We start from the raw sequence: 26,173 nt of genomic DNA, 5'->3' as shown, positions 1-26,173 counted from the left end.
CGGGGAAGGGTGGGCGCGGAGTGGCCGGGAGAGGGGAGCGACCTCTTCGAACGGGGTACACCCCTCTTGTGGGACTTCGTCCCGGCCCGACCCCCTTCGCGGGCCACCTTCTCCCGCAGAGGGGTGAAGGAACCCGCGTCGGCGGTCATGCCCAAAAAAACCGACCCTTGATCGTTCCGGCGGCCGGTCCCATGCTACCGGGTCGGCCGCACCCCCATCGAACGCCTCCGTCGCGGTCGATCGGCACAAACTCCTTTCGAGGTGGCCTTGTCCATGACGGATACCCTTCACGCCCCGGTCGGCCCCATCGACCACACCTTCGCGCCGCCGGTCATCACCGGCACCTCGTCGAAGGAGGCCCTCGACATCCTGTTCCGCGCCCTCGTGGAAGTGGCGCGCCGGCACGAGCCCGAACTCGAGGACGTGCTGCACGGCCGCGCCAACATCTCCGACTTCTCGCCCGAGCTCCTCGCCCGCGCGCTTCAGGTGCAGGGCATCTGGTTCCAGCTGCTGTCCATCGCCGAGCAGAACGCCGCCATGCGCCGGCGCCGGCAGGTCGAGCGCACCAAGGGCCGCGAGGCGTTGAGCGGGAGCTTCCATGCCGTCCTGGCCGAGGCCGCCCAGAACGGCATCAAGGCGCCGGAGATCCACGGTCTCCTGAAGGACCTGCGCATTCGCCCGACCATCACGGCCCACCCCACCGAGGGCAAGCGCGTCACCGTGCTGGAGAAGTTCCGCCGCATCTATCTCGTGCTGCGCGAGCTCGAATTGCCGCGCTGGACCGAGCGCGAGCGCAACGGCCTGATGAACGAGTTGCGCGACCAGATCGAGCTCGTCTGGATGACGGGCGAACTGCATCTCGAGAAGGCCACCGTCGAGCGTGAGGTCGCCTGGGGCCTGCACTTCTTCGACGAGACCCTGTTCGAGATGCTGCCCGAGGTGCTCTACTCCCTGGAGGAGAGCCTGGCGCAGTACTATCCGGACGAGAAGTTCGAGGTGCCGCCGTTCTTCCAGTTCGGTTCGTGGATCGGCGGCGACCGCGACGGAAACCCCTACGTCACCGCGTCGGTCACCCGCGCCACCCTGCAGCGCAACGCCCTGGCGTCGCTCCGGCGGTACCGCGACGGCGTCACGGCGCTGGGCCGCACTCTGTCGCTCACCGAGCGCTCGCTTCCGGTGCCGGCGACATTCAAGGCCGAACTCGCGCAGCTCCTGGCCGAGAGCGGCGACGGCCGCGCCATCGCCAGCCGCAACCCGGGCGAGGCCTATCGCCAGTTCCTCACCTGCATCCTGCGCAAGCTGGAGGCCACCATCCGGCGCAACGAGGGCCAGCGTTCCACCGGCCCGGATTATCCGAGCGCCGACACCCTCATCAACGACCTGCGCACCCTGGAGCAGGGGCTGGCCGACGCGAAATGCCCATCGCTGGCCACCGACCTCGTGCGCCCCGTACGCCGCATGGTCGAGATCTTCCGATTCTCGACGGTCCGACTCGACCTTCGCGAAAACACCACGCGCACGACGAAGACGCTTCATGCCCTGTGGGCCGAGGCCAACGGCCAGAACAAGACGCCGCCGGACCTCGACTCGCCCGAGTGGAAGAAGTGGCTCCTCGACGAGCTTGCGAAGCCCCGCAAGGGTGAGCGCTCGTTCGAGGGGCTGCCCGACGACGCTCGCGAGACCCTGGAGACCTTCGCGCTCGTGGGCGAGATGCGCGAGCAGCTCGACCGTGAGGCCTTCGGCTCCTTCGTCCTGTCGATGACGCGCTCCGTGCCCGACATCCTCGGCGCCTACCTGCTCGCCAAGGAGGCCGGCAACTTCCTCGACGCCGCCGGTACCGAGATCTGCTGCCTACCCATCGTGCCCCTGTTCGAGACCATCGACGACCTGCGCGCCGCCCCGGCCATCATGAAGGAGCTCTTCGGGATCCCCGTCGTGCGCCGCTCGACCCGCTGGCAGGGCGGGGTGCAAGAGGTGATGATCGGCTACTCGGATTCGAACAAGGACGGCGGCTTCGTCGCCTCGAACTGGGAGCTGTACAAGGCGCAGGGCAAGCTCACCGACCTCGGCAAGGCCTCGGGCGTCCCCATCGCATTCTTCCATGGCCGCGGCGGCTCCGTGAGCCGCGGCGGGGCGCCCACCGCGCGGGCCATCGCGGCCCAGCCGCCGGGCTCCATCAACGGGCGGTTCCGCACCACGGAGCAAGGCGAGGTCGTCTCGTTCAAGTACGCCAACCGGGGCACCGCCGCCTACCAGATGGAGCTTCTCGCCTCCTCGGTGTTCGAACACGCCCTGAAATCCGAGCGGGAAGCCGCGAAGATCCCCCGCAACGAGTTCGACGATTGCCTGGAGGCGTTGTCCGGCGCCTCGCGCGCGGCCTACGTCAACCTGATCCAGCACCCGGATCTGGTCACCTATTTCGGTGCCGCGAGCCCGCTGGACGAGATCGCGCTCCTCAACATCGGCTCGCGCCCGGCCCGGCGCTTCGGTGCGCGGTCCCTGTCGGATCTGCGGGCGATCCCGTGGGTGTTCGCCTGGTCCCAGAACCGTCACGTCATCACCGGATGGTACGGGGTCGGGTCGGGGTTGAAGAGTTTCCTCGACGTGCGTGGGGCGCAGGGCGAAGCGCAGCTCAAGCGCCTGTTCGCCGAATCGAAGCCCTTCCGTCTCATCCTCGACGAGGTCGAGAAGACCCTGCTGATGGTCGATCTCGAGATCGCCCGGGATTACGCCGGCCTCGTCCCCGACGCGGGCGCCCGCGACAGCATCTTTCCGCTCATCGAGGCCGAGTACGCGCTCACCCGGGAGATGTGTCTGCGGGTCAGTGGCGACTCCGAACTCGCCGCGCGCTTCCCCCTGTTCCGCGATCGCCTCAACGGGCGCCTGCCGACCATCAATCAGGTCAGCCGCGAGCAGGTGGAGCTCCTGCGCCGCTTCCGCGCGGAGGAGGACGAGGACAAGCGCGAGGCGGTGAAATCCGCCCTGCTGCTGTCCATCAACTGCATCGCCGTCGGCTTCGGCGCGACGGGCTGAGAGGTTTCACCAGGATACCGGGGGCCGTTCTTGGCCTTCGGACCGCGCGCGAGCGCACACCCCTCCGTCTGGTGCCACGCGTCGCCGCGTTGCATCATCGGCCAGAACACCACCCCCAGAGGAAGGAAACACCCATGAGCTTTACCCTGATCCAGCAGGCGACACCCCGCCTTCACCGCTCGGAGCTCGCCGTTCCGGGTTCCAACCCGACCTTCATGGAAAAGTCCGCCAGCTCGAAGGCCGACGTGATCTTCCTCGACCTCGAGGACGCCGTCGCCCCCGACGACAAGGAGCAGGCCCGCAAGAACATCATCCAGGCGCTCAATGAGATCGACTGGGGCACCAAGACCATGATGATCCGCATCAACGGTCTCGACACCCACTACATGTACCGCGACGTGGTCGACATCGTCGAAGCCTGTCCGCGCCTCGACATGATCCTGATCCCCAAGGTCGGCGTCGCCGCCGACGTCTACGCCATCGACGTGCTGACCACCCAGATCGAGCAGGCCAAGAAGCGCGAGAAGAAGATCGGCTTCGAGGTTCTCATCGAGACGGCGCTGGGCATGGCCAACGTCGAGGCCATCGCCCAGTCCTCGCCGCGCCTCGAAGCCATGTCGTTCGGTGTGGCCGATTACGCCGCTTCGACCCGCGCCCGCGCCCAGGTCATCGGCGGTGTGAACCCCGATTTCTCGGTGCTCACCGACAAGGACGAGGCCGGTAACCGCCAGACCCATTGGCAGGACCCGTGGCTGTTCGCCCAGAACCGCATGCTGGTCGCCTGCCGCGCCTACGGCCTGCGCCCCATCGACGGTCCTTTCGGCGACTTCTCCGATCCCGACGGCTACGTCTCGGCGGCCAAGCGCTGCGCGGCCCTCGGCTTCGAGGGCAAGTGGGCGATCCACCCGTCGCAGATCGATCTCGCCAACGACGTGTTCACCCCGTCCGAGGCCGAGGTCACCAAGGCGCGCCGCATCCTGGTCGCCATGGAAGAGGCCGCCAAGGCCGGCCGCGGCGCCGTCTCCCTCGACGGCCGCCTCATCGACATCGCCTCGATCCGCATGGCCGAAGCGCTGATCGAGAAGGCCAACGCGATGAGCGCGAAGTAAGGTTTCCTCGCGATACGACCGACATGCAGAATGGCCGCTCCCGAGAGGAGCGGCCATTCTCATGTCGGATAGGAAACGTCAGGCTCCACGCTCTTCAGCCGTGTCGGCGAAAAGCTCACGAGGACTGTCGAACGCAACGGGCTCCCTCTCCGTTCAGAAGAGGGAGCCCGCGGCCAACATCCGAAAGATGTCCTTCGACGAGATCGCCCGCATCGCGGTCGAGATTCCAAAGAACCGGAGATAACCCCATGCACGTGACCATCGAAGACGCCCACAAGGCCATCGAGGCCGCCCGCGCTAAGGCCGTCGAGCTCGGCACCCAGATGTGTATCGCCGTCGTGGATTCCGGCGGCAATCTCAAGGCGTTCTACCGGATGGACGGCGCCTGGGTCGGCTCCATCGACATCGCGCACAAGAAGGCCAAGACCTCGGTGTTCTTCGGCATGATGACCGGCCAGATCGGGGCGCTGTCGCAGCCCGGCGGCCCGCTCTACGGCATCGAGCATTCCAACGACGGGCTGATCACCTTCCCGGGCGGCATCCCGATCGTGGACAAGGACGGCGAGATGTCCGGCGCCATCGGCGTCAGCGGCTCGACGGTGGAGAACGACCACGCCGTGGCCCTCGCGGGTGCCAGCGCCATCGGGGCGACGGAATTGCCGGCGCATCCCTGGCGCACCTGAGCGGGCGCTCTTCCGACACCGCCCAACGGACAAGGCCCCGCTCGCGAGAGCGGGGCCTTGTCGTTTTCCGCATCGGCGATCCGGAGGGACCGCCGGATAGTCAGGCTCAGAGGCCGCCGAACTTGTAGTTGAATCCGGCCTTGACGATGCTGCCCTCGGTGTTGAAGCGCGAGGTGTAGGAGCCGGTGGCGGCGGTGAGGCCGGTGGTGTTCACGGTGATGTTGCGGCTGCCGAGGTCGTAGCGCAGGTACTCGGCCTTCAGGGTCACGGCGCTGGCGCCGAGGAGACCGCCGAGGAAGTTGAAGCGGTTGAGGAAGCTGTCCGTGGGGATCGCGTACTCGATGCCGCCGCCGTAGACGTAGCCGGTCTCCATGCCGTTGAACTTGCCGGCATAGGCCAGTGCGCCGGCCGGATTGAAGAAGCCGGCGCTGTAGTTGACGTTGCCGTAGGCGAAGCCGCCGGTTCCGTAGACGAGGAACCGGTCGAACGCGTAGCCGAGGCGGCCCGTGACCGTGCCGAGGTAGTCGAGGCGCTGGCGCAGGTTGCTCGGATCGGCGGCGGTGTTCACGCCGGGGATGACCGGACCGAAGTAGCTGTAGCTCTTGCTGATGTCGGTCCAGGTCACCTCGGTGGCGGCGCCGACGACGAAGCCCGAGCCCGGAGTGAACTGATAGTTGTAACCGATGCCGCCACCGACGTTGCCGATGCCGTCCTGCTCGGAGCGGAAGGTGCCTGCACGACGACCCTGGGCGACGTTCAGCTGCGTGTTGGTGATGCCGCCGGTGCCGTTGTTGTTGCCGGTGGTGCGGATCGTCTGGCGGTCGCTGAAGGCGTAGGAGCTGTGGGTGCCGAGGTAGAAGCCGGTCCAGGTGAAGACCGGCACGGCGGTGAACACCGGCGGCGGCGCCGCACGACGCGGCAGATCGGCGGCGGACGCGCTCGACACGGCGAGGATCGCTGCGGTGCCGGCCAGGAGGAGCTTGGCGAACATGGGAATGGGTTCTCGGCGATGGGCTGAAGGCTGCGCGGAGCTTAACCCTGGGCTGCGCCACCCACCTATGACCGCGGCGCAACACCAAGCGCTGGAATGCGACCGGGCCTTCCGTAAGCTCCCCGCACCGATCACGAAATCGGCATCGGCCGAACGCCGTTTCACGCCACGACAACGCCCGGTTAAGCCCATCTCGCTATCACCCGGGAGAACCCCGAGCCGTGACAGGAGCGACGATGACACGGGACAAACTCGCCGCCGAACTGAAGCGTATCGCGACCGAGCAGGTCAGCGACATCGAGCGCGCGGTCAAGGACGGCCACAAGACCATCGCGCTGAACGAGATCGCCGACCTCAACCGTCACCTCAAGGCCCTGGCCGCAGCGGTGAAGGCGAAGCCGGCGTTGCGAGCCTGACAGGCGCCGTCAGGCGCCCGCGTCCGCCCGCAGACGGGCGACCAGGGCCTCGACATCCGCCCTGGCCGCGTCGAGGGCTTGCGGGTCCCTGCCCCGGACTACGATCCGGTTGGTGAAGCCGGTCGGGGTCATCGACGGATAGGATCCGATGGACACGCCCGCATGCGCCTTGGCCAACTCTCCGAGGGCGCCCGCATAGGTGCCTTCGGGCAGTCCCGCCTCGATGGTGTGCGACAGGACGCGGGCGCCCGTCTCCAGGGTCGGTCCGATGGAATCCAGCATCGCCTGCATGATCGCCGGCACGCCCGCCATGACGAAGACGTTGCCGAGGCGGAAGCCCGGTGCCTTCGAGACCGGATTGGCGATGAGGTCGGCGCCGGCCGGGATCCGGGCCATGCGCAGGCGGGCCTCGTTGAGGTCTTCCGGCTTGTGCCGCTCCAGCAGCATCGCGACGGCGCGCTGGTCGACGTCGATGGAGACCCCGAAGGCGGCGGCGACGCTATCGGCGGTGATGTCGTCGTGGGTCGGGCCGATGCCGCCGGTGGTGAAGAGGTAGGTGTGGCCCGCCCGCAGGGCGTTCACGGCCTCGACGATGCGGTCCTGCTCGTCCGGGACGATGCGGACTTCGCGCAGGTCAATCCCGACGGCCGTGCAGTAATCGGAGATGGTGCCGATATTCCGGTCCTTGGTCCGGCCGGACAGGATTTCGTCGCCGATCACGAGGATGGCGGCGGTGATGGGGGTGGATACGGTCATGGCGGTCCGGAGGCGCTGAGGGAGCGGTGCCGGATCGACGTAGGGCAGGGGCGGGCGGACCGCCACTCGCGAGTAAGGGACGCCCGCTCCGGCGTCTCCTTCGTCGGCCGGATCGACCTATTTGTGGAAGTAGCTCGTCAGCGTGGAGATGCGCGAACCGACGATGTGGACGGCCTTGCGCAGGCGATCCTCGGACACGCCGAGGCGGGTGGCCATGCTCGAGCGGGCCTGGGTGTCGTAGATGTCGAGGTGGGTCTTCTGGGCTGGCTGGGCGGAGATCCGATCGGCGATCATGGTCAAACCCTGAGGATGGAAGAACTGGCTCCGTGTCTCGTCGGAGATCGAAGTCTGAACGTGGCCCGAAGGGTTTTGTTTCCGGCGCGTGACGGGATGCAGCGGTTTTTCAACAGGGCCCGCCCGGCCCTCCACAGGGCCGCCCGGCCCTCAGACGAGGACCCCCGACTGGGCCGGTCCGGCGGCGAGGGAGGCGTCCGTGCTCGCCAGGGACTCCTCCGGTTCCGGGGCCGGAAGGGCGGCCGCCCGGGCCTCCAGGGTGGCGACCGTGCGGAAGGCGAGGGCGATGCCGGCGAGGCCGAAGAACACCGAGCCGAGGCCGACCCCCGCGATGACGCCCCGGGGACCGTAGAGATGTGCGCCGAGCAGGGCGGGCGGAACGGTGCCGAGGGTGGCCCGGCCCCAGTTCAGCACCGTCGAGTAGAACGGGAAGCCGAGGTTGTTGAACGAGGCGTTGGCCAGGAACAGCAGCCCGGTGAAGAACCAGACCCCGCCGCTGACGAGGCAGAAGAACCCGAACAGGTCGGCGGCCACCCCCTGCAGTTCGAACAGTCGCGTCAAGGGCTCGCGGGCGAGGAACAGCGCCGCCCAGACCACCAGGACGTAGGCTCCCGTCACGAGGGCGCCGTCGCGCAGGACACCGCGCATCCGGTCGAACCGGCCCGCCCCCCAGTTCTGTCCGAGGATCGGCCCGATGGAGCCGGAGAGGGCGAACAGGCCGCCGAAGGCCACGGGGGTGAGGCGGTCGATGACCACGTTGCCCGCGATGGCGACGGCCCCGAACTTCGCCAGCGCATGGGCGATGAAGGCGCTGGCGACGGACGGGGCGAGGTTGGTCAGCACCGCCGGCAGGGCGATGCGGAACACGATGGGCGCGTCGGCGACGATGTCGGCGACCCGCGGCCGGGCGAGCATGCGGAACCGGCGCACGCCCCACAGGCCGACGAGGGCGAAGGTGGCGCGCGCCACGCAGGTGGTGATGGCGGCGCCGTCCACCCCGAGGCCGGCACCGAAGATGAGGAGCGGATCGAGTCCGGCGGTGACGAGGGCGCCGGCCAGGGTCACCAGCATGGCCTGACGCGCGGCCCCGACGGCGCGCAGGAGCCCGGAGAACATCATCCCGGGCCCCATGAGGAGGTTCGACGGCAGGGTGATCCAGAGGAAGCGGGTCGCCACCGGCAGGGTTTCGGCATCGGCGCCGATGGCCGTGAGGAAGACGGGCAGGAACGGCAGCATCGCCACGACGAGGACGCCCGAGACGAGGATGCCGTGGATGGTGCCGGAGGTGGCCAGGCGCCGGGCACCCGCTTCGTCACCGGCCCCGATGGCCCGCGAGACCAGGGCCCCGGCGGCGATCATCAGGCCGATGTTGATGGCGATGGCAAAGAACTGGACGATGGTGGCGAAGCCCACCGCCGCCGTCAGGGTCGGATCGCCGAGCTTCGACACGTAGAGCAGCGACAGGAGGTCGACGACGAACAGGGCCATCAGGCCGACGGACCCGGTGGCGCTCATCACCACCACGTGGCGCAGGATCGAGCCGCTGACGAAGCGGGCCGCCGCCGGGTTCGTTTCAAGCATCGGAGGGAACGTCCCGGACTTCGAGGGTATGGGCTGCGGCCTCGCGGGCCTTGGCGCCGATGATGTCGCGGGTCTCGGCGTTGAGGGCCCGCGACGGGCGCTGCGGTTCGGTGAGCGGTTCGGGCTTGATCTGCGCCGCACCGCGCATCCAGCTCGCGGCATCCGGCAGGGCGCCCGCCTGCTGCAGGACGAGGCGGGCGACGTCGCGCTTGCGCACGTCCTCCGCGATGGCGGCGGCCGCATCGGGCGCGACGCCGAGGCCCTCCAGGGTGGCGCGGCCGAAGCCGAGGGCGGAATCCACGGTCTCCCGCAGCTGGAAATCGACGTCCCGGTTCATGAGCTCCACGGCGTGCATGCGGTCGTAGGCCCGCACATAGGTCCGCACGCTGGAGAATTCCTCGTGGACGATGTCGACGATCTTCAGGGCGGCCTCCGGCTCGTCGACGCAGACGCACAGGAGTTCGACCCGGCCGATGCCGGCAGCGCGCAGCACATCGAGGCGGGTGCCGTCGCCGTAGAAGATGCGGAAGCCGAAGCGCGAGGCGGAGCGGATCTGCTCCACGTCCTTGTCGATGACCGTGACGCTGATGCCTTCGGCGAGGAGCACCTGGGTCAGGATCTGGCCGAAGCGGCCGAAGCCGACCACGAGGACGCGGGCTTCCGTGTTCTCGATGGTATCGGGCGTCAGGTCGGGTTCGCGGCGGCGGCGCGCGAGGGCGCTGTCCAGGGCCTTGGCCGCCACCGGGCCGACCAGCATGGTCAGCGCCGCGAGCGCGATGGCGAATCGTCCGCTCGGTCCGTCGATGAGGCCGAGCTCGCCGCCCACCGGCAGGAGCACGAAGGCGAATTCACCGGCCGGCGCCAGGATCGCACCCCCGCGCACGGCGTCGAGCCAGTTCGAGCCGAACAGCCGGAACAGGCCGGCGACGAGGCCGACCTTGATCAGGATGGCGCCTGCGGTGGCACCGAGCAGCCACGGCCACTCGGCTTTCAGCAGGCCGCCGTCGATGGACATGCCCACGCTCATGAAGAACAGGCCGAGCAGCATGCCGCGGAACGGCTCGATGTCGGCCTCAAGCTGATGGCGGAAGTTCGATTCGGCGAGGAGCACGCCGGCCAGGAACGCCCCCATGGCCATGGACAGGCCGACATGCTCCATCAGCATGGCGGTGCCGAGCACCACCAGGAGGGCGGCGGCGGTCATCACCTCGCGGGCGCCGCTGGCGGCGAGGAGGCCGAAGAACGGGTTGAGGCCGTAACGGCCCACCAGGACCACGGCGAGGATGGCCGCGCCCACGGTGCCGGTCGATTGCAGGGCGGTGAGGAGCCAGCCGTCGCCCCCGCCGCTCCCGGTGGAGGCGAGCAGCGGCATCAGGGCGAGGATCGCCACCACGGAAATGTCCTGGAACAGCAGCACCGCGAAGGCGCGGCCGCCATAGGGCGTGCCGAGGTCGCCGCGCTCCTCCAGGAGCTGCAGGGCGACGGCGGTCGCCGACAGGGCGAGCGCGATGCCGATGACGAAGGCGGCCGATGGCGTCAGGCCGAACAGGAAGCCGATGCCGGCGAGCACCAGGGTGCAGACGAAGAGCTGCGCCGCCCCGAGGCCGAAGATGTCGCGCCGCATGGAGACAAGGCGGGAGATCTGGAGTTCGAGGCCGACGATGAACAGCAACAGCACCACGCCGAGTTCGGCGACGCTCGCCGCCGTCTCGGGCTCGGCGATGAGGGAGAAGCCGAACGGGCCGATGATCACGCCGGCCACGAGGTAGCCGAGCACGGCGCTCTGGCCGATGAGCCGGAAGATCGGCACGCCGATCACCGCCGCCGACAGGAACGTCAGCACGGGCGGCAGGAAGCTGACGTGGGTCGCGGCGCTCGCCATGGGGGTCCTGGCTGGAGATGGCCGGTCCCGATCGAACCGATCGTGGCGATCACGGACGCTGAGGCAGCGCCGTCTTAGACCACCTCCGCCGGGATCGCCATTCGGCCCCCGACACCGAATGCGGGCCCGGAGCCGTCCCCGTGCGAATCGGCACCCACATCGGCAGCCTCGCTCAGGCCCGCCGCGCGGCCTTGCGTTCCTCGCGGCGGGCGAGAAGCAGGGTGGTGGAATCGCCGTCTTGGCGCAGGGCGGCGGCATCGTGCAGGTCCTGGCGCACCAGCCCGATATCCTTCAGCTCGCGCTCCGACATGGCCCCGAGCTGACGCAGGATCCGGGCGTTGATGGCGGCGCGCGAGACCCCGGCGGCCAGCTTTGCGACGCCGGCGGCAGCGGCGGCCCATGCCCGGTGCAGGACAGGGTCCCGGTCCCCGGCGGACTGCCGGGCCGCGACCGTCGCCCCTCCAGAATTCCGTATCATCGTACCGGTCATGACCCCGCTCCCGTCGTCTGGCGCGACCCTGGCGCCCGGGGGCTGTTCGGGACAGGGACAGTGCCGTACGCTTCGCCAGAATTGTCCGGCAGGAAGTGCCGTACAGATCGAAAGACAGTGCCGATGAAATCCCGCGCGCCGAGCCCGCCGACCCTGGTCGAGACGGTGACCCAGGCCATCGCCGAGCGCATCGCGAGCCGCCAGCTCGCACCCGGAGCCCGCCTGCCCTCCGTGCGGAGCTTCGCCGAATCCATGGGCGTGTCGAAATCGACCGTGGTGGAGGCCTACGACCGGCTCGGTGCCGAGGGCGCCATCGTGGCGCGGCGGGGCTCGGGCTTCTACGTCGCCGGCAAGACCCGCCCGCTATGCCTCAAGACCGTGGGGCCGGAACTCGACCGGGCCGTCGATCCCCTCTGGATCACCCGTCAGTCGATGCAATCCGGCCCGGACCTGCTGAAGCCCGGCTCGGGATGGCTGCCGACGGCGTGGATGCCGGGCGACGCGATCCGCCGCGGCCTGCGCCACCTCGCCCGAGAGGGCACGCGCAGCCTCGTCTGCTACGACCAGCCCCTGGGCCTCGCCCCGCTTCGCGCCCAGATCGCGCGCCGGATGGAGGAGAAGGGCATCGTCGCCGATGCCGACCAGATCCTCCTGCTCGATTCGGCGACGCAGGCGGTCGACCTCCTGTGCCGCTTCCTCCTGGCGCCGGGCGACACGGTGGTGGTGGATGACCCCTGCTACTTCAACTACCACGCGCTCCTGCGCGCCCACCGGGTCACGGTGGTCGGGGTGCCGTTCACGCCCACGGGGCCGGATCTCACGGCCCTGGAGACGCTCCTGTCGGAGCACCGTCCCCGATTCTACCTGACGAACTCGGCCCTCCATAACCCCACGGGCGCGACCCTCGCCCCGGCCATCGTCCACCGGGTGCTGCGCCTGGCGGAGGCGCACGACACCCTGATCATCGAGGACGACATCTTCGGCGATCTCGAGCCCGAACCGGCGCCCCGGCTCGCCGGTTTCGACGGGCTCCAGCGGGTGATCCAGGTCGGCAGCTTCTCGAAGACCCTGTCGGCCTCCGTGCGCTGCGGCTTTCTCGCCGTGCGGCCGGACTGGATCGAGCCCCTCGTCGATCTCAAGCTCGCCATGAGTCTCGGCAACGGCCACCTCGCCGCCCTGCTCATGCATCGCCTGATCACCGACGGCACCTATCGCCGCCACCTTTCGGAGATTCGCGAAAAGCTCGCCCGCGATCGTGGCCTCGCGGCGCGGCGCCTGGAAGCGGCAGGCTTGACGCTCTGGACCGAGCCGCGCGGCGGCCTGTTCCTGTGGGCCGCCCTGCCGGAAGGCCTCGATTCGGGCGACGTCGCCCGCCGCGCGCTCGGCCAGGGCGTGGTGCTGGCGCCGGGGGCGGCGTTCAGCACCTCCGGGGCGGGTACGCCCTTCCTGCGCTTCAACGTCGCCCATTGCGCCGAACCGCGAATCTTCTCGGTGCTGGACGCGGCGATGCAGGGTGGGCCTGCATGACACGCTCGACAGGTTTGATACGCCCGCCCGTGCCACAGGGACGGTTTTCGGCTATGAGCGGTTGACAGGGGCGGCCCAGCCTCGCCACATCCCGGCTATCATGAGCGAAGCAATCCCGACCACCCAGACCGCCTCCGCCAGCGCGGAGAAGCCCCCCCTGGAGATTCTGCTCTGCGCCCCGCGCGGGTTCTGCGCCGGCGTGGTGCGGGCCATCGACGTGGTCGAGCGCGCGCTCGCCATCTACGGACCGCCGGTCTACGTCCGGCACGAGATCGTCCACAACAAATACGTGGTCGAGAGCCTGAAGCGCAAAGGCGCCGTGTTCGTGCGTGAGCTCGACGAGGTGCCGGACGGCTCCGCCCCGGTGATCTTCTCCGCCCACGGCGTCGCCAAGACCGTCCCGAACAACGCCGATTCGCGCGGGCTCACCACCATCGACGCCACCTGCCCCCTGGTGACCAAGGTTCACCGCGAGGCCGAGATCCACCACAAGCGCGGCCGCCACGTTCTCCTCGTGGGCCATTCGGGCCATCCCGAGGTGGTCGGCACCATGGGCCAGTTGCCCGCCGGCTCCATCACCCTGGTGGAAGACCTCGAGCAGATCGCCGCCCTAGAGCCTGAGAGCCGCGACAACCTCGCCTGGGTGACGCAGACGACCCTGTCGGTGGACGACACCCACCACATCGTCGAGGCCCTGAAGAAGAAGTTCCCGACCATCACCGGGCCGCACAAGGACGACATCTGCTACGCCACCACCAACCGCCAGGAGGCGGTGAAGCAGGTGGCCCCCCTCGTCGATGCCGTGATCGTCGTGGGCTCGTCCAACTCCTCGAACTCGCAGCGCCTGCGCGAGGTCGCCGAGCGCGTCGGCTGCCCGATCACCCGCCTCGTGCTGCGCGCCGAGGAGATCGACTGGGAGGCGTTCAAGGACGTGCGCCGCCTCGGCCTCACCGCCGGCGCCTCGGCCCCGGAAGTGCTGGTGGAAGAGATCATCGACGCCTTCGCCGCCCGCTACACCGTCACGGTGGACACGGTCTCGACGGTGGTGGAGGACATGTCCTTTCCGCTGCCGCGCGAACTGCGCAGCGAAGCCGCCGAGTAGACGCGGCCTTTCCATCGATTCGACCAGCAGGGGCGCCCATCGGCGCCCTTGTTCTTTTTGAACCCCCAACCTTCGAGCGAACCGCCCGTGGCCGTCTACACCGAGGTCTCCGACGAGGCGCTGACCCGCTTCCTCAGCGCCTACGACATCGGCACCCTGCTCTCGTACAAGGGCATCGCTGAGGGCGTCGAGAACACCAACTTCTTCGTACACACCACGGCCGGCGCCTACATCCTCACCCTGTACGAGAAGCGGGTGCGCCTGGACGACCTGCCGTTCTTCCTCAACCTCATGGAGCATCTCGCCGCGCGCGGCCTCGCCTGCCCGCTGCCGATCCGCAACCGCGCCGGCGTGGCGCTCGGCGAACTCTGCGGCCGTCCGGCGGTGATCGTCAGCTTCCTCGAAGGCGTTTCGGTCAAACGGCCGAATCCCGACCATTGCCGCGCGCTGGGCGGGGCGCTGGCGGGCCTGCACGCCGCCGGCAGCGATTTTCCCATGCGGCGCGACAACAGCCTCTCGGTCGAAGCCTGGGGTCCGCTGTTCCGGGGCGCCGAACCCCAGGCCGACGGCGTGGCGCCGGGCCTCGCCGAGCGGGTGCGCGGCGACCTCGCGGTTCTCGAAGCCGGCTGGCCGCGCGGTCTGCCCTCGGGCGTGATCCACGCCGACCTCTTCACCGACAACGTGTTCTTCATCGGCGACGACCTGTCGGGCGTCATCGACTTCTACTTCGCCTGCACCGACGCCTTCGCGTACGACCTCGCGATCTGTCTCAACGCGTGGTGCTTCGAGGCCGACGGCACTTTTGACTGCGACCGGGGCGCAGCCCTCATCGCCGGGTACGAGACCGTCCGGCCCCTGACCCCGCCAGAGGTCGCCGCCCTGCCGATCCTGTGCCGGGGCGCGGCCCTGCGCTTCCTGCTGACCCGCCTGGTCGATTGGCTGAACGTGCCGCCGGGCGCCCTGGTCCAGCCGAAGGACCCGCTGGAATACGACCGCCGCTTGACGTTCCACCGCACGGCGACACGGGCCGAGGATTACGGGCGCGGCGCCTGATCGGGGCCGTGCTTCAGTTCCAAGTGTGCAGCACCGTCCGCCACCCGTCACCCTGGCGCTCCAGGACGTTGACCCAGTTTCCGCTGAACACCTTGCGGGCGCCGCCGTCCCCGGGGCCGCTCGCCTCCCAGCGTCCGCTGGCGAGGAGGAGGTCGCCCTTCGCTTTCGCCGACTGGACCGTCACCTTGTGATCCGCGAACCCCTTCGACTTCAGATTGGTGAAGTAGGCCTGGATGCTCGGGCCGCCCGAGAGCGGCGCCCCCTTCGTGACGACTTCGGCGTCGGTGCCGTAGAGCGTCGTCAGTGCGTCCATATCCCCGGTGTTGAAGCTCTGGTCCCAGCGGTCGGCCGCCGCCTGGGCCGTGGCCTTCGGATCATCCGCGAAGGCCGGCGCCGACATCGCGAGGCCAGCCATGAGGACAATGGCACAGGTTTCGGAACGGAAGGGCATGGCGTTCTCCCTATCGAAAGCTCGGTTGATTCCCGAAACGACAGTGTCCGCCTAAAATTCGTATCTTGAAAGCTTGATAAGAGCTGCGGCATATCTTTTGGCCGGTCCGGTCGCCTCGTCGGCGAAAACCATATCCAGGCGACGGCACAGACCTCGAATGCAGGGAGGCATGAAAAAGCCCGGGGGATCACCCCGGGCCCGCATGGTCTCGGTGGGTGACCGAAGCGTCAGATCACCTTGAGCAGCGCGTCGACGCCGGAGATCTCGGTCTTGGCCGGCGAATCCTCGACGTTGAGCACCCGCACGACGCCGTCCTCCACCAGCATGGCGTAGCGCTTCGAGCGCGGCCCGAGGCCGAAGCCCGTGCCGTCCATGTCGAGGCCCAGCGCCTTGGCGAATTCGGCGTTGCCGTCGGCGAGGAATTCGAGGGCTTCGGCACCGCTGGCCTTCTGCCAGGCATCGAGGACGAACACATCGTTGACGGAGGTGATCGCCACGGCATCGATGCCGCGTGCCTTGATCTCGGCCTGCTTCTCGACGAAGCCCGGCAGGTGGTTGCGGTGGCAGCTCGGGGTGAACGCCCCCGGAACGCCCACGAGGACGACCCGACGCCCCTTGAACACGTCGTCCGTGGTCCGGGCCTCGGGGCCGTCCTTGCCGCTGACGCGGAACGTGACCTGGGGCAGGTGGTCGCCAACCTGGATCGTCATGGGTGATCTCCTGCGGGCGTCGCGCCCGTACGTCCCTGCCGTCTATCGCGCGGGCTCCCGCGTGTCGAGGCAACCGCGACGGCCGTGCACACGCGGCCGAACGCCTTGCTGCGCCTCTCGGATTTGCGCCTTGGACAAGGGCACCGACGGGCGTAGCATGGGCTATGCAGTCATCACGGTCCCAGTCGGGTGATCCCGCCTCCCTCGAAGGCCAGTTCCTGGTCGCCATGCCGGGGCTCACGGATGCGCGCTTCTCGCGCTCGGTGATCTATCTCTGTGCCCACTCGGCGGATGGAGCCATGGGCATCATCCTGAACAAGCCGGTTCAGAACCTCAACATGCCCGACCTGCTGATCCAGCTCGAGATCGCCACCGAACTCGACGCCATCCGCCTGCGCGAGCGGGTCGGCCACATGCCCGTGCTCATGGGCGGCCCGGTGGATGCCAAGCGCGGCTTCGTGCTGCACACGGACGATTTCCACATCGACCAGTCGACCCTGATCATCGACGACGGCATCTGCCTCACCGCCACCGTCGATATCCTGCGGGCCATCGCCAACGGCGCCGGTCCCGCCAGCGCCGTCCTGGCGCTCGGCTATGCCGGATGGCAGGCCGGCCAGCTCGAGAACGAGATCCTGGCCAACGGCTGGCTCACCTGCCCGGCCGACCCGGAGCTGATCTTCAACACCGCCCTCGATGCGAAGTACGAACGCACCCTGCGCGGCATCGGCATCGACCCGGCCATGCTGTCGATGGATGCCGGCCGCGCCTGAATCAGGGTCCGAAGGGCGAGCCCCTCGCGGGTCAGGGCAAGAGTTTTGAGAAACCGGCCCTGGTTCTTCGTCGGTCTCTGCCCGGCACCCGCCAAAGGGATGATCCCTCTCGAAACCCCTACTCCGGAAAAGCCGGCGCGCCGCCGGCATCCGGGTTCATTCCCTCGACGGACGGTTGCGGCTTGCGGCGCGGCCGTGGGGCGGCGGCCGCCGTAGGGGCGGCGCTGGCGGTGTTGACGCCGAGGCGGGTGGCGAGCGCGAGGGCTCGGCCTTCGGTGAAGCGCAGATTGCAGAAGCCGTGCGCGCCTTCCCGGGCATAGGTCCGGCACAGCTGCTCGCGGTCGGACGAGAACGCCGCCTGCTCGGTGACGATGGGGCGGACGTCCTGTCCGCGCGCCCGCTGGGTCATGAGCTTGTAGTTCTCACGGACCGCGCGGTCGGCCGTGCCGCGCGCGCCGTCGAATTCGGCCGCCCGCGGGATCAGGGTCGCGGCGGCTGGCCCCCACAGGCCCGCCGGCGTGGTGGCGCAATCGGCGGCCGCCACGGTGCAGATCTGCGTGGTCCCGAGCGATGTCACCAGCACACCGCCGTCCACCACCTCGAAGCGCAGGGGGCAGGTGGCCCCGGCGGCTTCGAAGCGGGCGAGTCCGTCGGGTCGCCCTTCGGCCGTGAGGGTCGCGGGCGTGCCGCCGTTCCACGGCACCGTGCAGCTCTCGCTCGGCTGGGACACCTTGGTGCCCGGCAGGATCATGCGGGCGATCGTGCCGCCCCCGGTCTTTTCCAGCTTCAGGCTGCCGTTGAGGCCGTTGTGCATCAGCTCCTGGCCGACGACGTTGTCCTCCGTCGGCGCCTTGAGAACCACGGGCTGCTTCGGAGCCGCCGGCGCGCGCGGCACCTCCGCCGTCGGCGCATCTCCCGGGGCGCCCGGAGGCGGCGCGATGGGCGAGCCCGGCTGGACGCCGCCCGGGACGCCGCGGGGCGGAACCGGCGGCTTGGCGGCGCGCCCGATCCCGAACAGCTCCTCGAAGAAGTTCTGCGCGGCGGCCGGGCTGGGTGCGGCGAGCAGCAGGGGTGCGAGGAGGAGGGCGCGGGTCAACGGGGGCATCGGGACTTTCCGGCTGTGGGAACTCGCCGGCCGCGGGAGCTCGCCGGCCGCAGGAACTGCGAGATCAACTCGCGGACGAACACGGCCACACGTCAGCCTACCATGGGGGCCATGGCTTGAACGTGGCGCCGTTACAACAGAATCGCGGCGGCGGGCCGTGGGAATTCGCGTCGTCGGCCGGGATCGTGCCGCTGCGAGAACGGGATAACGCCCTCGGGCGCGATCCGCTCCGGGGGCGCGCCCGGTTCCCCCGGGTCGTTTCCGGTTCGCCTTGCGGCTCCGCATCCCCCTTCTTATATCCGGCGGGACGCGGGATTAGGACCCGAGCCTGAGCGTTTCGCGACGTTCGGCCCGGGCGCGATCCGGCTCGCCAATCTCAGTTTTTCACCGCCATGGGCCGAGCTGCTTCGGGGCTCGGCGGTCTGCTTGACCAAGCACAACAGAGGGATCCCACCATGGGTAAAGTTATCGGTATCGACCTCGGCACCACCAATTCCTGTGTTGCCGTGATGGAGGGCTCGCAGCCCAAGGTCATCGAGAACGCGGAAGGTGCGCGCACCACGCCGTCCATCGTCGCCTTCCTCGACGACGGCGAGCGCCTCGTCGGCCAGCCGGCCAAGCGCCAGGCGGTCACCAACCCGGAACACACCTTCTTCGCCATCAAGCGCCTCGTCGGCCGCACCTACGACGATCCGATGACGCAGAAGGACAAGGGCCTCGTGCCCTACAACATCGTCCGCGGTGACAACGGCGACGCCTGGGTCGAGGCCGACGGCAAGAAGTATTCGCCCTCGCAGATCTCCGCCTTCACCCTGCAGAAGATGAAGGAGACGGCGGAAGCCCATCTCGGCCAGCCGGTGACGCAGGCCGTCATCACCGTGCCCGCCTACTTCAACGACGCCCAGCGCCAGGCCACCAAGGACGCGGGCAAGATCGCCGGCCTCGAAGTGCTGCGCATCATCAACGAGCCCACCGCCGCGGCGCTGGCCTACGGCCTCGACAAGAAGAAGGCTGGCACCATCGCGGTGTACGATCTCGGCGGTGGCACCTTCGACGTGTCGATCCTCGAGATCGGCGACGGCGTGTTCGAGGTGAAGTCCACCAACGGCGACACCTTCCTCGGCGGCGAGGACTTCGACAACCGCGTGGTCGAGTACCTCGCGGCGGAGTTCAAGCGCGAGCAGGGCATCGACCTGACGAAGGACAAGCTCGCGCTCCAGCGCCTCAAGGAAGCCGCCGAGAAGGCCAAGATCGAGCTGTCCTCCGCGACCCAGACCGAGATCAACCTGCCCTACATCACGGCCGACGCCTCCGGGCCGAAGCACCTCGCGCTCAAGCTCAGCCGCGCCAAGTTCGAGTCCCTCGTGGACGACCTCGTCCAGCGCACCATCGAGCCCTGCCGCAAGGCCCTCAAGGATGCGGGCGTCTCGGCCTCCGAGATCGACGAAGTCGTGCTCGTCGGCGGCATGATCCGCATGCCGAAGATCCAGGAAGTGGTGAAGTCGTTCTTCGGCAAGGAGCCCCACAAGGGCGTCAACCCCGACGAGGTCGTGGCCATCGGCGCGGCGGTCCAGGCTGGCGTGCTCCAGGGCGACGTGAAGGACGTTCTGCTCCTCGACGTCACCCCGCTGTCGCTCGGCATCGAGACCCTGGGCGGCGTGTTCACCCGCCTCATCGACCGCAACACCACCATCCCGACCAAGAAGTCCCAGACCTTCTCGACGGCCGAGGACAACCAGAACGCCGTCACCATCCGGGTCTTCCAGGGTGAGCGCGAGATGGCGGCCGACAACAAGATGCTCGGCCAGTTCGACCTCATGGGCATTCCGCCGGCCCCGCGCGGCATGCCGCAGATCGAGGTGACCTTCGACATCGACGCCAACGGCATCGTCAACGTGACGGCCAAGGACAAGGCGACGAACAAGGAGCACCAGATCCGCATCCAGGCCTCGGGCGGCCTCTCGGATGCGGATATCGAGAAGATGGTCAAGGACGCCGAGGCCAATGCCGAAGCGGACAAGAAGCGTCGCGAGCTCGTCGAGGTGAAGAACCAGGGCGAGAGCCTCGTCCACGCCACCGAGAAGTCGGTCAAGGAGTACGGCGACAAGGTCTCGGCCGACGACAAGGGTGCCATCGAGACCGCCATTACGGCGCTGCGCACGGCCCTCGAAGGCGACGACGTCGAGACCATCAAGGCTCGCACAACCGACGTGATGCAGGCGTCGATGAAGCTCGGCGAGGCCATGTACGCGGCCAACCAGGGCGGTGAGGCCGGGGCCGAGGCGCCGGCCGGCGAAGCCAAGAAGGACGACGTCATCGACGCCGACTTCCAGGAAGTCGATGACAAGGACCAGAAGAAGCGGGCATAACGCCCCTTGAGAAACGGGGGGTCGGAGTAATCCGGCCCCTCGCCATGTCTGGTCAGATGACGGTGCGGTCCCCGGTGGATGCCGGCGCGCCGAACGACTTTTGAGGGCGGGTATGTCGAAGCGGGACTATTACGAGATTCTTGGCGTCGCCAAGACCGCGACCGACGGCGAGATGAAAGTCGCCTTCCGCAAGCTCGCCATGACCTACCATCCCGATCGCAATCCCGGGAATGCGGAGGCCGAGGTCAAGTTCAAGGAAGTCAACGAGGCCTACCAGACCCTGACCGACGGCCAGAAGCGTGCAGCCTACGACCGCTTCGGCCATGCCGCATTCCAGCAGGGCGGCGGGGGCGGCCCCGGATTCGGTAACGAGTTCGGCGACTTCATGTCGGACATCTTCGACAATTTCTTCGGCGACGGACGCGCGGCCCCCGGCGGTGCGCGAGCCGGCGCGGGCGGACGCGGCGGTTCCACCCGCGAGCGCGGCGCCGATCTGCGATACAACCTCGAGATCTCCCTGGAGGAGGCCTTCGCCGGCAAGGCGGAGACCATCAAGATGGCGACGGCCGTCACCTGCGAGGTATGCTCGGGGTCCGGTGCCAAGGCCGGCTCGAAGCCGCGCCCGTGCCAGACCTGCGGCGGCTACGGCCGCGTGCGCGCCGCGCAGGGGTTCTTCGCCATCGAGCGCACCTGCCCGAACTGCCACGGACGCGGCGAGGTCATCGACGATCCGTGCGGCAATTGCTCGGGTGCCGGCCGCGTCACCCGCGAGCGCACCCTGTCGATCAACGTGCCGGCGGGCGTCGACGACGGCCTGCGCATCCGTCTCGCCGGCGAGGGCGAGACCGGCCTGCGCGGCGGCCCGGCGGGCGACCTCTACGTGTTCCTCTCGATCAAGCCGCACGAATTCTTCCAGCGCGACGGCGCCGACCTGTTCTGCCGGGTGCCGATCAACATGGTGACGGCGGCCCTGTCGGGCGAGATCACCGTGCCGGTCATCGACGGCTCGCAGACCCAGGTGCGGATCCCTGCCGGCACGCAGACGGCCAAGCAGTTCCGCATCAAAGGCAAGGGCATGCCGGTGCTGCGCGCCCGCGAGGTCGGCGACCTCTACATCCAGGTGTTCGTCGAGACGCCGCAGAATCTGACCAAGCGCCAGCGCGAGCTGCTGCAGGAATTCGGTCAGTCGGCTTCCGACGAGAACCACCCCGAGAGCGCGGGCTTCTTTTCCAAGGTCCGCGAGTTCTTCGACGGACTCGGCGGTACCGCCCGACAGTGAACACGGTGCGGGATCGAACGGCCGCGAGCCCGGTTATGATTGTGGCTGGGCCGCACCGCTCGACCGAACGCACGACCGGACCCGGGGGCGAAGCGCCGATGCGGCTTGACTGTACACGGCCTTCGGCGTCTAGCCTTTCCTTCCCAAACCGTGATCTGAGGGCCTAGGGTCTTGCCGCCGCTCCGCCGTCCCAGCACCAAACTCCAAGCCGCCCTCGGCGCTCTCCAGGGTGCGCCCGGTGCCCCGCGCGTGCGGCGCGATCCGCTGGAGGACGAGGCCCGCTTCCTGCGCTCCTGGTTCGAGCGTCCCCTCGTCACGGGGTCGGTGACCCCGTCGGGAAAGATGCTCGCCCGCACCATGGCGTCTTACGTCGATCCGCGCATGGCCGGGCCGGTCATCGAACTCGGGCCGGGTACGGGTCCGGTGACGGAAGCCCTCGTGCGACGGGGCATCGAGCAGGAGCGCCTGATCCTGGTCGAGTACAACCCGGATTTCTGCCGGCTGCTGCGGACGCGGTTTCCCCGGGCCACCGTGGTGCAGGGCGATGCCTACGACATCACCGCCACCCTCGGGGCCCTCGTCCACGAAAAGGCCGCCGCCACGGTGTCGAGCCTTCCGCTGTTCACCAAGCCCCTGGAACAGCGTCTCAAGCTCCTCAACGCCGCCCACGCCATGATGCATGCGGGCGCGCCCTTCGTGCAGTTCACCTACGCGGTGGTTCCGCCGATTCCCGAGCGCTGCGATGCCGGGACCTATACGGCGAGTCGTTCCAACCGCGTCTGGCTCAACCTGCCGCCGGCGCGTGTCTGGGCCTATCGCCGTCCCTGACGCAGGGCTGAACGGCTCCCGGCCACGGCGTTCAGCCGTCGCGATCTAGGTTCTCCTGACGGGGTCGAGATGTCGTCGACCCCCTGAGACCGGGAGACCGTCATGGCTTTTCGCCCCCACACGCTGCTCGTCCGAAGCCGCCGCCTCGCGGCCGGCCTCGCCCTCGCGATCGGCCTCGGCGTCGGCGGTGCCCAAGCGCTGCCGTTCGCCGATGTCGGACCGCAGGCCGAGTTCGTGCCCGTCTACGATCATGACGGCTACGGTCACCGGGGCTACGATCGCGGGCATCATCATCGCGGCCATGACCGCGGCTGGGGTGGTCACCATCGCGGCTGGGATCACGACCGTGGCTACGGCCGGCGCCACTGGGGCCACCATCACCACCATCATCACGACGGCCGCGGCCGGGGTTACGACCGGTACTGATCGGTCAGGCGATCCTGTCGCGGAGCAGGGCATCGGCCGGCTGAGGCTCGGCCGTGATGAGGTAGGCCGCTCGCAGGGCCGCCTCGGCCCGGTCCGCCGAGGCGGCGTCCCTTGCGTGGATCGTGGCGAGCGGCCGGTCGGGACCGACCGCGTCGCCGGCCCGTGCGAGGCCGGTGAACCCCACGGCGGGGTCGATGGCGTCCTGCGGCCGGGTCCGGCCACCGCCGAGGCCGATGACGGCGAGACCGATGTCGCGGGTCGCCGCCCGGCGGATGACGCCGGCCTCCGGCACCGTCACGGTCCGCACGACGGCGGCCCTGGCGAGGTACTCCCCAGGACGCTCGGCGAGGTCGGCCGGGCCACCGAGCGCCGCCACCATGCGGGAAAAGATCGCCAGGGCACGCCCCGAATCGAGGGCTTCCTCCAGTCGCGTCCGCGCGGCGGGCAAGCTGTCCGCGAGGCGGCCCAGCATCAGCATCTCGGCGCCGAGTTCGACTGTGATGGCATGGAACGCGGGCTCCCGCGCGCGCGCGCCGAGATAATCCAGGGTGTAGGCCACCTCCAGGGCGTTGCCCGCCGCCGAGGCGAGGGGCGAGTCCATGTCGGTGACGAGGGCCACGGTCGGAAGGCCGGCCCCGCCCGCCACGCCGACGATGGCTTCGCCGAGCCCCCGCGCCTGGTCCGGTCCGGCCATGAACGCCCCCGAGCCGACCTTCACGTCCATCACCAGGCCGTCGAGGCCGGCGGCGAGCTTCTTCGACAGGATCGACGCCGTGATGAGATCGAGGGATTCCACCGTGCCGGTGACGTCGCGGATGGCGTAGAGGCGGGCATCGGCCGGCGCGAGGTCGGGCGTCTGGCCGATGATGGCGCAGCCGACGTCCTTCGTGACCCGGCGGAACCGGTCGAGGTCCGGCCGCGCGTCGTAGCCCGGGATGGCCCCGAGCTTGTCGAGGGTGCCGCCCGTGTGCCCGAGGCCGCGCCCCGAGATCATCGGCACGTAGCCGCCGCAGGCCGCCACCAGGGGCGCCAGGGCGAGGCTGACCGCGTCGCCGACGCCGCCGGTGGAATGCTTGTCGAGGACGGGGCCCGGCAGGTCCCAGCGCAGCACCGTGCCCGAATGCGTCATCGCCCGGGTCAGGGCGACGCGCTCGTCCAGGGACAAACCGCGGAAGAACACCGCCATGGCGAAGGCCGCCGCCTGGCCCTCGGTGACGCGCCCATCGGTCAGGCCGGCGATGAAGTCGGCGATGCGGGCCGGATCGAGGGCGAGCCCGTCCCGCTTCGCCCGGATGATTTCCTGCGGCAGCATCATGGCCTGGGGTCCCGGGCGGCGATGAGGGCGGCGTTCAGGCCGCTCGCCCCGATGCGGAAGGTTCTGGGCGTCGCCCAATCCGGCCCCATGATGCGGTCGGCGAGGGCGAGATACAGGGCGGCATCGGCCACGGTCCGGATGCCGCCCGAGACCTTGAGGCCGTGTTCGCCGCCGGTCTCCCGGATGGCGACCAGCATGATCTCGGCCGCTTCCGGGGTCGCCGAGATGGCGGATTTGCCCGTGGACGTCTTGATCATGTCGGCACCCGCCGCGAGGGCGAGGCGGCTCGCCCCTTCGATCAGCTCCGGCGTGGCGAGTTCGCCGGTTTCCAGAATCACCTTGAGGCAGGCGGGCCTACAGGTGTCCCGCACGGCCGAGACCATCGCGCGCGCCGGTTCGGGGCGGCCTTCGCGGAGGGCGCGATAGGGCAGGACGAGGTCGATCTCGTCGGCGCCGTCCGCCAGGGCCGCGCGGGTGTCGGCGACGGCCCGCGCCGCATCCTCGCCCCCGGCCGGAAAATTGATCACCGTCGCCACCGCCACGCCCGATCCGGCGAGGAGCCGGGCGGCCTGCGCGACGAACCGGGGCCAGACGCAGATTGCCGCGACGCCGCTGGCGCGGGCGGCCGCGCACAGGGCGTCGATGGCCGCCTCGGTGCAGGTGTCGCCCAGGTCAGTCAGGTCGAGGAGCGGGAGGGCGCGCCGCGCGATCGAAGCGTCGGTCATGCGTGGGGCTCCGGCAGGCGGGCGACGAAGGCTTCGGCGAGGCGGGCGAGGTCGGCGGCCGCCCGCGCCGCCACGGCTTTGGTCTCGTCGTGGTGCGGGTCGCCGTCGCCGATGCCGGCGGCGAGGTTGGTGACCACCGAGACCGCCGCCACGGGCAGGCCGAGGAAGCGGGCGAGGATCGCCTCCGGCACCGTGGACATGCCGACGAGGTCGGCGCCGAGGATCCCGGCCATGCGGACCTCCGCCGGCGTCTCGAAGCTGGGGCCCGAGAACCACGCGTAGACGCCCTCGTGCAGGGCCAGGCCGCAGGATACGGCCGCGGCGTGCAGCGTCTTCCGCAGATCCGAATCGTAGGCGCCCACCATGGGGACGAAGCGTGCCTCGCTCGCCTCCCCGATGAGCGGATTGAGGCCGGACAGGTTGATGTGGTCGCTGAGCGCCACGAGCTGGCCCGGACCGGCCTCGGGCCGAAGCGACCCGGCGGCGTTGGTCAGCAGAAGGGCACGGGCGTCCAGCGCCCGCGCGACACCGAGGGGCACCCGCATGGCGGCGGCGTTCCCGATCTCGTACGCATGGGCGCGGCCCTCGAACACCAGGACGCGGCGCCCACCGAGCCGCCCGGCATGGAGCCGCCCGCCATGGCCGCTGACGCCGGGTGCGGGAAAGCCTGGAATCTCCCCATAGGACAGTGCGTAGGCGTCGGTGAGGCGCTCCACCAGGGCGCCGAGGCCGGTGCCGGTCACGATGGCGCAGGCGAACGGTCCCGCGAACCCTCGCATGCGCAGGCGATCGACCGTCGCAGCGAGCCCGGCCCCGTCAGGCATCGGTCAGGTTCTCCGGCCCGAACGAGTCCGGCAGCAGGGCGCCGAGGGTGAACCGGGCGCGGATGCCGTCGTCGTCGGCCACGTGGATCACAGCGCCGGGCGTGGCGAATTCACGGATGCGCTGGCGGCAGGCGCCGCAGGGGGTGACGAGGCCGGGGCCGGGACCCATCACCAGCATGGTGCGGATCGCCCGCCCGCCCTCCGCCACCATGGCGGCAATGGCCCCGGCCTCGGCGCAGGAGCCCACCGGATAGGCCGCGTTCTCGACGTTGCAGCCGGCATGGACCCGGCCGTCCGCGTCCCGCAGGGCGGCGCCGACGGCAAAGCGCGAGTACGGCGCGTAGGCCCGCGCGCGGGCGACGCGGGCGGCGTCGAACAGGCTCTGGAGATCGGGGTCCATGCGCGATGTTTGGCATCGATGCCGGAGCCCTGTCGAGGGATCATCGACAGG

25 protein-coding genes are annotated in these 26,173 nt (G+C 69.4%); 12 read left to right on the top strand and 13 right to left on the bottom strand.

Going from position 1 to position 26,173, the window contains the following annotated elements:
* Positions 1-273: 273 nt before the first annotated feature.
* From ASG60_RS08180 to ASG60_RS08170, 3 genes are all read left to right on the top strand, one after another.
* Positions 274-3,033, top strand: coding sequence for a phosphoenolpyruvate carboxylase (locus ASG60_RS08180; protein WP_056384949.1), 2,760 nt, complete (start codon positions 274-276; stop codon positions 3,031-3,033).
* Positions 3,034-3,167: 134 nt separating this feature from the next.
* Positions 3,168-4,142: a CoA ester lyase gene (locus tag ASG60_RS08175; protein WP_056169734.1), complete on the top strand. Its 975-nt coding sequence runs from the start codon at positions 3,168-3,170 to the stop codon at positions 4,140-4,142.
* 248 nt (positions 4,143-4,390) lie between these two features.
* Positions 4,391-4,825, top strand: coding sequence for a heme-binding protein (locus tag ASG60_RS08170; RefSeq protein WP_056169732.1), 435 nt, complete (start codon positions 4,391-4,393; stop codon positions 4,823-4,825).
* Between the two features lie 106 nt (positions 4,826-4,931).
* Here ASG60_RS08170 and ASG60_RS08165 read toward each other — a convergent pair whose 3' ends face one another.
* Positions 4,932-5,816, bottom strand: a complete 885-nt coding sequence (locus ASG60_RS08165; protein ID WP_056169729.1) for a porin family protein — start codon at positions 5,814-5,816, stop codon at positions 4,932-4,934.
* A gap of 236 nt (positions 5,817-6,052) precedes the next feature.
* Between ASG60_RS08165 and ASG60_RS08160 the strand changes: the two genes are divergently transcribed.
* Positions 6,053-6,232 carry a hypothetical protein gene (locus ASG60_RS08160; RefSeq protein ID WP_056169726.1) on the top strand — a complete coding sequence of 60 codons (180 nt, stop codon included), beginning with the start codon at positions 6,053-6,055 and terminating at the stop codon, positions 6,230-6,232.
* 9 nt (positions 6,233-6,241) lie between these two features.
* Here the strand turns inward: ASG60_RS08160 and ASG60_RS08155 are convergent, their stop codons facing one another.
* The 5 genes from ASG60_RS08155 to ASG60_RS08135 form a co-directional block, all read right to left on the bottom strand.
* Positions 6,242-6,988 carry a molybdopterin-binding protein gene (locus ASG60_RS08155; RefSeq protein ID WP_056385280.1) on the bottom strand — a complete coding sequence of 249 codons (747 nt, stop codon included), beginning with the start codon at positions 6,986-6,988 and terminating at the stop codon, positions 6,242-6,244.
* A gap of 117 nt (positions 6,989-7,105) precedes the next feature.
* Positions 7,106-7,282 carry a DUF3606 domain-containing protein gene (locus tag ASG60_RS08150; RefSeq protein ID WP_156398840.1) on the bottom strand — a complete coding sequence of 59 codons (177 nt, stop codon included), beginning with the start codon at positions 7,280-7,282 and terminating at the stop codon, positions 7,106-7,108.
* A 150-nt stretch (positions 7,283-7,432) separates the two neighbouring features.
* On the bottom strand, positions 7,433-8,863 hold the full coding sequence (locus ASG60_RS08145; RefSeq protein ID WP_156398839.1) for an MATE family efflux transporter: 1,431 nt from the start codon (positions 8,861-8,863) through the stop codon (positions 7,433-7,435).
* The gene (locus tag ASG60_RS08140; protein WP_056384947.1) at positions 8,856-10,745 is read right to left on the bottom strand and encodes a monovalent cation:proton antiporter-2 (CPA2) family protein; all 1,890 of its coding nucleotides are present in this window, start codon (positions 10,743-10,745) and stop codon (positions 8,856-8,858) included. The genes ASG60_RS08145 and ASG60_RS08140 overlap by 8 nt, the downstream gene beginning before the upstream one ends.
* A gap of 172 nt (positions 10,746-10,917) precedes the next feature.
* Entirely contained in the window at positions 10,918-11,235 is a 318-nt protein-coding gene (locus tag ASG60_RS08135; protein WP_056260476.1) for a DUF1127 domain-containing protein, read from the bottom strand.
* Positions 11,236-11,358: 123 nt separating this feature from the next.
* Between ASG60_RS08135 and ASG60_RS08130 the strand changes: the two genes are divergently transcribed.
* From ASG60_RS08130 to thrB, 3 genes are all read left to right on the top strand, one after another.
* A complete protein-coding gene (locus ASG60_RS08130) occupies positions 11,359-12,762 on the top strand; it encodes a PLP-dependent aminotransferase family protein (protein WP_056384945.1) in 1,404 nt (467 codons plus the stop codon).
* 100 nt (positions 12,763-12,862) lie between these two features.
* A complete protein-coding gene (ispH, locus tag ASG60_RS08125) occupies positions 12,863-13,864 on the top strand; it encodes a 4-hydroxy-3-methylbut-2-enyl diphosphate reductase (RefSeq protein WP_056260472.1) in 1,002 nt (333 codons plus the stop codon).
* Positions 13,865-13,951: 87 nt separating this feature from the next.
* Positions 13,952-14,917, top strand: coding sequence for a homoserine kinase (gene thrB / locus ASG60_RS08120; protein WP_056384942.1), 966 nt, complete (start codon positions 13,952-13,954; stop codon positions 14,915-14,917).
* Between the two features lie 13 nt (positions 14,918-14,930).
* Here the strand turns inward: thrB and ASG60_RS08115 are convergent, their stop codons facing one another.
* Both ASG60_RS08115 and ASG60_RS08110 read right to left on the bottom strand, forming a co-directional pair.
* The gene (locus tag ASG60_RS08115) at positions 14,931-15,368 is read right to left on the bottom strand and encodes a nuclear transport factor 2 family protein (protein WP_056260468.1); all 438 of its coding nucleotides are present in this window, start codon (positions 15,366-15,368) and stop codon (positions 14,931-14,933) included.
* Positions 15,369-15,595: 227 nt separating this feature from the next.
* Positions 15,596-16,078: a peroxiredoxin gene (locus ASG60_RS08110; RefSeq protein WP_056169705.1), complete on the bottom strand. Its 483-nt coding sequence runs from the start codon at positions 16,076-16,078 to the stop codon at positions 15,596-15,598.
* Between the two features lie 164 nt (positions 16,079-16,242).
* Between ASG60_RS08110 and ASG60_RS08105 the strand changes: the two genes are divergently transcribed.
* Positions 16,243-16,851, top strand: a complete 609-nt coding sequence (locus ASG60_RS08105; RefSeq protein WP_056384940.1) for a YqgE/AlgH family protein — start codon at positions 16,243-16,245, stop codon at positions 16,849-16,851.
* Positions 16,852-16,969: 118 nt separating this feature from the next.
* On the opposite strand, the gene ASG60_RS08100 is transcribed toward ASG60_RS08105, so the two are convergent.
* Positions 16,970-17,956, bottom strand: coding sequence for a hypothetical protein (locus tag ASG60_RS08100; RefSeq protein ID WP_056384938.1), 987 nt, complete (start codon positions 17,954-17,956; stop codon positions 16,970-16,972).
* Between the two features lie 455 nt (positions 17,957-18,411).
* Between ASG60_RS08100 and dnaK the strand changes: the two genes are divergently transcribed.
* The 4 genes from dnaK to ASG60_RS08080 all read left to right on the top strand — a co-directional run bounded on the left by dnaK (position 18,412) and on the right by ASG60_RS08080 (position 22,858).
* Complete coding sequence (dnaK, locus tag ASG60_RS08095) at positions 18,412-20,325, top strand: molecular chaperone DnaK (RefSeq protein WP_056169699.1); 1,914 nt, start codon at positions 18,412-18,414, stop codon at positions 20,323-20,325.
* A 112-nt stretch (positions 20,326-20,437) separates the two neighbouring features.
* On the top strand, positions 20,438-21,604 hold the full coding sequence (gene dnaJ, locus ASG60_RS08090) for a molecular chaperone DnaJ (protein ID WP_056169696.1): 1,167 nt from the start codon (positions 20,438-20,440) through the stop codon (positions 21,602-21,604).
* A 171-nt stretch (positions 21,605-21,775) separates the two neighbouring features.
* Entirely contained in the window at positions 21,776-22,432 is a 657-nt protein-coding gene (locus ASG60_RS08085; RefSeq protein WP_056169693.1) for an rRNA adenine N-6-methyltransferase family protein, read from the top strand.
* Positions 22,433-22,534: 102 nt separating this feature from the next.
* On the top strand, positions 22,535-22,858 hold the full coding sequence (locus ASG60_RS08080; RefSeq protein WP_056384936.1) for a hypothetical protein: 324 nt from the start codon (positions 22,535-22,537) through the stop codon (positions 22,856-22,858).
* Between the two features lie 4 nt (positions 22,859-22,862).
* Here the strand turns inward: ASG60_RS08080 and deoA are convergent, their stop codons facing one another.
* From deoA to ASG60_RS08060, 4 genes are read right to left on the bottom strand one after another with little or no spacing between them, the layout of a single operon-like run.
* Positions 22,863-24,173 (bottom strand): thymidine phosphorylase, encoded by a 1,311-nt coding sequence (deoA, locus tag ASG60_RS08075; RefSeq protein ID WP_056384934.1) that lies wholly within the window; start codon positions 24,171-24,173, stop codon positions 22,863-22,865.
* On the bottom strand, positions 24,170-24,898 hold the full coding sequence (deoC, locus tag ASG60_RS08070; RefSeq protein WP_056384932.1) for a deoxyribose-phosphate aldolase: 729 nt from the start codon (positions 24,896-24,898) through the stop codon (positions 24,170-24,172). The genes deoA and deoC overlap by 4 nt, the downstream gene beginning before the upstream one ends.
* Positions 24,895-25,722 (bottom strand): purine-nucleoside phosphorylase, encoded by an 828-nt coding sequence (locus ASG60_RS08065; RefSeq protein WP_056384930.1) that lies wholly within the window; start codon positions 25,720-25,722, stop codon positions 24,895-24,897. Before ASG60_RS08065 ends, deoC begins: the two co-directional genes overlap by 4 nt.
* Positions 25,715-26,122 carry a cytidine deaminase gene (locus ASG60_RS08060; protein ID WP_056359271.1) on the bottom strand — a complete coding sequence of 136 codons (408 nt, stop codon included), beginning with the start codon at positions 26,120-26,122 and terminating at the stop codon, positions 25,715-25,717. The genes ASG60_RS08065 and ASG60_RS08060 overlap by 8 nt, the downstream gene beginning before the upstream one ends.
* Positions 26,123-26,173 lie beyond the last annotated feature (51 nt).

The sequence above is a fragment of the Methylobacterium sp. Leaf469 genome (genome assembly GCF_001424745.1).
Classification (GTDB): Bacteria; Pseudomonadota; Alphaproteobacteria; order Rhizobiales; family Beijerinckiaceae; genus Methylobacterium.
Note: the sequence above shows the minus strand (reverse complement) of the source record. Positions and strands in the feature narration are given on the sequence as shown.

Excerpts from the sequence above, each read along its gene's own strand:
- ASG60_RS08115 (WP_056260468.1), bottom strand. The coding sequence starts at position 15,368 with ATGCCCTTCCGTTCCGAAACCTGTGCCATTGTCCTCATGGCTGGCCTC.
- ASG60_RS08160 (WP_056169726.1), top strand. The coding sequence starts at position 6,053 with ATGACACGGGACAAACTCGCCGCCGAACTGAAGCGTATCGCGACCGAG.
- ASG60_RS08060 (WP_056359271.1), bottom strand. The coding sequence starts at position 26,122 with ATGGACCCCGATCTCCAGAGCCTGTTCGACGCCGCCCGCGTCGCCCGC.
- ASG60_RS08080 (WP_056384936.1), top strand. The coding sequence starts at position 22,535 with ATGGCTTTTCGCCCCCACACGCTGCTCGTCCGAAGCCGCCGCCTCGCG.
- ASG60_RS08165 (WP_056169729.1), bottom strand. The coding sequence starts at position 5,816 with ATGTTCGCCAAGCTCCTCCTGGCCGGCACCGCAGCGATCCTCGCCGTG.
- ASG60_RS08140 (WP_056384947.1), bottom strand. The coding sequence starts at position 10,745 with ATGGCGAGCGCCGCGACCCACGTCAGCTTCCTGCCGCCCGTGCTGACG.
- ASG60_RS08155 (WP_056385280.1), bottom strand. The coding sequence starts at position 6,988 with ATGACCGTATCCACCCCCATCACCGCCGCCATCCTCGTGATCGGCGAC.
- ispH (WP_056260472.1), top strand. The coding sequence starts at position 12,863 with ATGAGCGAAGCAATCCCGACCACCCAGACCGCCTCCGCCAGCGCGGAG.
- ASG60_RS08180 (WP_056384949.1), top strand. The coding sequence starts at position 274 with ATGACGGATACCCTTCACGCCCCGGTCGGCCCCATCGACCACACCTTC.
- ASG60_RS08100 (WP_056384938.1), bottom strand. The coding sequence starts at position 17,956 with ATGCCCCCGTTGACCCGCGCCCTCCTCCTCGCACCCCTGCTGCTCGCC.
- ASG60_RS08105 (WP_056384940.1), top strand. The coding sequence starts at position 16,243 with ATGCAGTCATCACGGTCCCAGTCGGGTGATCCCGCCTCCCTCGAAGGC.
- ASG60_RS08170 (WP_056169732.1), top strand. The coding sequence starts at position 4,391 with ATGCACGTGACCATCGAAGACGCCCACAAGGCCATCGAGGCCGCCCGC.
- ASG60_RS08175 (WP_056169734.1), top strand. The coding sequence starts at position 3,168 with ATGAGCTTTACCCTGATCCAGCAGGCGACACCCCGCCTTCACCGCTCG.
- ASG60_RS08130 (WP_056384945.1), top strand. The coding sequence starts at position 11,359 with ATGAAATCCCGCGCGCCGAGCCCGCCGACCCTGGTCGAGACGGTGACC.
- deoC (WP_056384932.1), bottom strand. The coding sequence starts at position 24,898 with ATGACCGACGCTTCGATCGCGCGGCGCGCCCTCCCGCTCCTCGACCTG.
- ASG60_RS08065 (WP_056384930.1), bottom strand. The coding sequence starts at position 25,722 with ATGCCTGACGGGGCCGGGCTCGCTGCGACGGTCGATCGCCTGCGCATG.
- dnaJ (WP_056169696.1), top strand. The coding sequence starts at position 20,438 with ATGTCGAAGCGGGACTATTACGAGATTCTTGGCGTCGCCAAGACCGCG.
- dnaK (WP_056169699.1), top strand. The coding sequence starts at position 18,412 with ATGGGTAAAGTTATCGGTATCGACCTCGGCACCACCAATTCCTGTGTT.
- deoA (WP_056384934.1), bottom strand. The coding sequence starts at position 24,173 with ATGATGCTGCCGCAGGAAATCATCCGGGCGAAGCGGGACGGGCTCGCC.
- ASG60_RS08110 (WP_056169705.1), bottom strand. The coding sequence starts at position 16,078 with ATGACGATCCAGGTTGGCGACCACCTGCCCCAGGTCACGTTCCGCGTC.
- ASG60_RS08135 (WP_056260476.1), bottom strand. The coding sequence starts at position 11,235 with ATGACCGGTACGATGATACGGAATTCTGGAGGGGCGACGGTCGCGGCC.
- ASG60_RS08150 (WP_156398840.1), bottom strand. The coding sequence starts at position 7,282 with ATGATCGCCGATCGGATCTCCGCCCAGCCAGCCCAGAAGACCCACCTC.
- ASG60_RS08145 (WP_156398839.1), bottom strand. The coding sequence starts at position 8,863 with ATGCTTGAAACGAACCCGGCGGCGGCCCGCTTCGTCAGCGGCTCGATC.